This window comes from Kitasatospora sp. NPDC091257, from assembly GCF_044757675.1.
Lineage (GTDB): Bacteria > Actinomycetota > Actinomycetes > Streptomycetales > Streptomycetaceae > Kitasatospora > Kitasatospora lactacystinica.
This window is the reverse complement of sequence record NZ_JBIVVI010000734.1, coordinates 1-4,652: the sequence shown is the minus strand read 5'-3', so window position 1 is coordinate 4,652 and position 4,652 is coordinate 1. Positions and strand designations below refer to the sequence as shown.

The 4,652-nt window shown below is 73.8% G+C and carries 4 protein-coding genes; 1 reads left to right on the top strand and 3 read right to left on the bottom strand.

Annotated elements, in window-relative coordinates; genetic code table 11:
* Positions 1-106 precede the first annotated feature (106 nt).
* A complete protein-coding gene (locus tag ACIQOV_RS28440) occupies positions 107-1,366 on the top strand; it encodes an SLC13 family permease (protein ID WP_401053295.1) in 1,260 nt (419 codons plus the stop codon).
* A gap of 124 nt (positions 1,367-1,490) precedes the next feature.
* Here ACIQOV_RS28440 and ACIQOV_RS28435 read toward each other — a convergent pair whose 3' ends face one another.
* The 3 genes from ACIQOV_RS28435 to ACIQOV_RS28425 all read right to left on the bottom strand — a co-directional run bounded on the left by ACIQOV_RS28435 (position 1,491) and on the right by ACIQOV_RS28425 (position 4,533).
* Positions 1,491-1,916: a spore-associated protein gene (locus tag ACIQOV_RS28435; RefSeq protein WP_401053293.1), complete on the bottom strand. Its 426-nt coding sequence runs from the start codon at positions 1,914-1,916 to the stop codon at positions 1,491-1,493.
* Positions 1,917-2,159: 243 nt separating this feature from the next.
* Complete coding sequence (locus ACIQOV_RS28430; protein WP_401053291.1) at positions 2,160-3,965, bottom strand: beta-galactosidase family protein; 1,806 nt, start codon at positions 3,963-3,965, stop codon at positions 2,160-2,162.
* A gap of 94 nt (positions 3,966-4,059) precedes the next feature.
* On the bottom strand, positions 4,060-4,533 hold the full coding sequence (locus tag ACIQOV_RS28425) for a hypothetical protein (RefSeq protein ID WP_401053289.1): 474 nt from the start codon (positions 4,531-4,533) through the stop codon (positions 4,060-4,062).
* Between the last annotated feature and the right edge of the window lie 119 nt (positions 4,534-4,652).

Below are 4,652 nucleotides of genomic sequence, written 5' to 3'. Positions count from 1 at the left end.
GACCCCCACCACCCCGCCTTTTAATGATACTTCGACCACCTTGATCTTCTCGACTACGAACACTGTTTCCATCCAAGACTCTCTTCCGATCCCCGAGGAGCACCCCCTGAACACCGCCTGCGCCGAAGCCCTGTCCGCAGGCCTGCTGCTACTCGTCCTGGTCTGCGCCGTCGCCCGCCCCTGGGGCTGGCCGGAGGCCGCCGCCGCGGTGCCGGCCGCCGCCCTGCTGGTGGCGACCGGCGCCGTCCCACTGGAGCACGCCACGGCCGAGGCCGCCCGCCTCGGACCGGTGATCGGCTTCCTGGCCGCCGTCCTGGTCCTGGCCAAACTCTGCGACGACGAGGGGCTGTTCCGAGCCTGCGGGGCCTGGATGGCACGCAGCGCCGCCGGCCGCCCGCGCCGACTGCTGGTCCAGGTGTTCACCGTCGCCTCCCTGGTCACCGCGGTGCTCAGCCTGGACGCCACCGTCGTGCTCCTCACCCCCGTCGTCCTCGCCACCGCCGCCCGCCTGGGCACCCGGCCCGGGCCGCACCTGTACGCCTGCGCCCACCTGTCGAACACGGCCTCGCTGCTGCTGCCGGTCTCCAACCTGACCAACCTGCTCGCCCTCACCGCCAGCGGCCTGAGCTTCGGCCGCTTCGCCGCCCTGATGACACTGCCGTGGCTGGCGGCGGTCGGCGTCGAGTACCTGGTGCTGCGCCGCTTCTTCGCCGCCGACCTGGACGCCGCCCCCACCGCGGCGCCCGAGACCGGACCGGCCCCCGCCATGCCGCTGTTCGCCCTGGCCACCGTCGGCTGCACGCTCGCCGGGTTCGCCCTCGCCTCCGCACTCGACGTCGACCCGGCCTGGGCGGCGGCCGCCGGCGCCACCGCCCTGGCCGCGCGCGCCCTGGCCCGCGGCCACGCCACCCCCGCGACGGTGGTGCGCTCGGCCGCCCTGCCGTTCCTGGCGTTCGTCCTCGCCCTGGGCATCGTGGTGCGCGCGGTCGTCGACAACGGCCTGGCCGCCGGCCTGGCCCACCTCGTCCCCGACGGCACCGCCCTGCCCGCCCTGCTCGCCACCGCCGCCCTGGCCGCCGTCCTCGCCAACGTCATCAACAACCTGCCCGCCACCCTCGCCCTGGTGCCGCTGGCCGCCCCGGCCGGGCCCGGCGCCGTCCTCGCGGTCCTGCTCGGGGTGAACATCGGCCCCAACCTCAGCTACGCCGGCTCGCTGGCCACCCTGCTGTGGCGCGGCATCGTCCGCGACCGCGGAGTACCGGTGGAGCTGCGCGAGTTCACCCGCCTGGGCCTGCTCGCCGTCCCCGCCACCCTCACCGCCGCCGTCCTGGCCCTGTGGGCCTCGCTGCGCCTGATCGGGCCCTGAGCGGGGCCGGCGCCTGTCGCCGCATCGCGGGATGCGGCGACGGGCGCCGGCGCACTCACCGATCGGTCTCAGCGGGCGCGGAATTCCGTCGTCCGACCGCTACCGCTACCGGGCCACCGGCCGCTCAGCTGCACCATCCCGGGCCCTTTCCCCACCAGTCACCGGAGTTGTAGTCCCGGCCGCCGTAGTAAATACACTGTCCGGGTGCGGACAGGTAGGCCGTGGCGTAGTAGCTGTAGTTCCCCAGGTCCTGCTGCCTTCCGCTGCCGTCGCCGAAGGTCAGGTAGGCGCCGGTCAGCGTCGGGGTTCCGGTCTTGGTGTTCTTGATGGTGGCGACGCAGTTCTTGCCGGTCGTCCTGCTGTAGGTCAGGTAGACCGTCGAGGTGCCGCCCGGCAGGTTGAAGGAATCGATCGTGGCGTAGCTGGACCCGCAGGCCGTCTGCGGGGTGTAGGCGGTGGTGGACGCGTCGGCGGTGGCGGGCACCGCGAGCAGAATCGAGCCGGCCATCACGGCGAGGGCCGCTGTGCGAGCGGAATTCCTGCGGAACATCCTGGCTCCTTCGTGCGACTCGTACTCCTGGCAGTTCACGTGCCGGACAAGGACACAGGAATGCTCGGCAATGACGGGTCGCCGACCGCGCGATTGTCCGGATCGGCGCCAGGACGGTCCGGTTCCGTGCCGGGGTACGTTGCCGGGGCCGAAAGCGGAACCGTTCGACCCGGCCGGTTCGCGGGAGTTCGGGAACGGAACACATCCGCCTTTCCGCCCGACGCGGGGGGCGTGCCCGGCCGGTCAGTACTCGGAGCTGGGTGCCGCCGTGACCGGGCCGAGGTCCGGTCGGTCGCGCAACTCCAGTGCCGTGCCGTGGCGTTCGAGTTCCAGGACGACCAGTTCGTTGGCGCCGGGCCGCCACAGCGGGGCGGGGGCGTAGAGGGTGCGCTGGGGGCCGGCGGCGCAGTGGCGGCCGAGCAGGAAGCCGTTGAGCCACAGCAGTCCGCGGCCCCAGTCGGGCAGGGCGAGGAACGCGTCGGCGGGGGAGGGGAGTTCGGCGGTGAAGCGGTGGAAGGCCGGTTCGCCGTCGCCCGGCTCGCCGTCGCGGGCCTCGACGTCGTCCGTGAAGCGCAGTGCGGACAGGTCGGTCAGCGGCAGCGGCCGGATCTGCCAGTCGAAGAGCCGCTGGTGGCCGTGCGAGACGCCGCGGGTGATGCCCTTGCGGTCGTCCATCTGGGGGCCGTAGTTCACCCGTCCCAGCGCCTCGACCAGGATGTCCAGCACCACCCCGTCGGGCCCGGTGGCCAGCGGCAGGGTCGCGCCGGGGGAGTTGCGCTCCAGCACCCCGAGCGGGCGCCCGTCCGCGAACACCTGCGCCCGGTCGGCCAACCCGTCGATGCGCAGCGGCAGTTCGGGGCGGGGCCCGGGCACGCGGGTGCGGTAGTGGATCAGGCCGCGGTCCTGTCCGAGCCGCTCCATCGGCAGCGGCGCCGCGTGCCGACGCGGCTGCGACAGCGCGTCCAGGGCCTGCGCCAGGAGCGCCCGCCCGTCGGCCCGTTCCAGGCGCTGCGGCGCCACCCGGGGCGGGGGGTCGGGCAGTTCGGCGTCCGGCAGGGGCAGGTGGCGGCCGATGACCTCGCGCAGGGCGTGGAACTTCTCGGTCAGCTCGCCGGCCTCGCCGATCGGCGCGTCGTAGTCGTAGCTGGTGACGGTCGGCTCGTAGCCGGCGTCCAGCGGGTGGGTGCCGGAGTGGTTGGCGCCGGACCACAGGCCGAAACTGGTGCCGCCGTGCGCCATGTAGAGGCTGACGGAGGCGCCGGTGGCCAGCAGTTCGTCCAGCGAGGAGGCGGTCTCCTTCGGGTCGCGGACGTGGTGCGGCAGGCCCCACTGGTCGAACCAGCCGATCCAGAACTCCATGGCGGTCAGCGGGCCTTCGTCCTGGTGGCGGCGGAGCACCGCGAGGCGCTCGGGGGCGCGCGAACCGAAGGTGGCGGTGGCGAGAAGGCCCGGGATCGTGCCGCCCTGCTGCATGGTGTCGTGGGCGCCGTCGGTGGTGAACAGCAGGCAGTCCACCCCGCGCCGTACCAGGCCGTCGCGCAGGTGGGCGAGGTAGGCGGCGTCGTCGCCGTAGCTGCCGTACTCGTTCTCGACCTGCATCGCCACCACCGGCCCGCCCCGGCTCGCCAGCAGCGGCAGCATTTCGGGCACCAGCGCGTCGAACCAGCCGTCCACCTCGGCCAGGTACGCCGGGTCCGCGCAGCGCAGCCGCAGCCCGTCCACCGCCAGCAGCCGGGCCGGCAGCCCGCCGAACTCCCACTCCGCACAGATGTACGGGCCCGGGCGCAGGATCACGTCCAGCCCCAGGCCGGCGGCGAGGCGCACGAAGCGCGCCACGTCCCGCCAGCCGGTGAAGTCCACCGTGCCGTCGGGCAGTTCGTGGAAGTTCCACGGGACGTAGGTGTCCACCGTGTTCACACCCAGCGCCCGCACCCGCCGCAGCCGGTCCTCCCACAGCTCGGGGTGCACCCGGAAGTAGTGCACCGCCCCGGCCACCACCCGGTGCGGCACCCCGTCCCGCACGAACCCGTCCGCGTCGTACCCGAGCATGCGCGCACCCGCCTTCCCGCAGGAGACCCCGGGGCCTCGCGGACCCCGGCACCGCCGAGCCTAGCGAGGAACGGGCCGCGCGGGCCGCCGCTGCTCAGGTGTCGTAGCAGCCGTCCCACGGGGCGAAGAAGCCCAGGCCGTCCGGGTAGAGCTCCAGGTGCACGCGGTCCTCCTCGTCCTCCTCGTCCTCGTCCACCTCCAGGACCAGGCCGAACAGGGCGCCCTCGAAGCGGACCTCGAAGGGGGCGATGGCGATGTCCTGGTAGTGCCGCCCCGGCAGGGCGTCCAGCCACTGCTCCAGCAGCAGCGCGGCCGCGTCGACCGCCTGCCGCTCGCCGTCCGCCGTCGTGCCGGTGGACTCGATGCGCGAGCCCAGGTGGCGGCCGGCCTCGTCGAACCGGTGCAGCACGGCGTGCCAGCGCTTCACGGCCTGCCAGTCGTCGCCGCTCCAGTCCTCGGGGAAGGCCGCGACGACGGTCGCGTAGAACTGGCCGCCCTCGCACCGCCCGATGGTGTCCGTGCGGTAGTCGGGCTCGTGGCGGATCGGTATGACCTCGGGAACGTTCATGTCCCGCACCCTAGGCCCCACCTGCGACAACGTCGCCCGGCGGGGGCGCAGGCGCCGGTGTTGCGCCCGCCGGTGGTCGCGACATCGGCTGGGCGGCGATCCGGGAGGGGACCGGTACC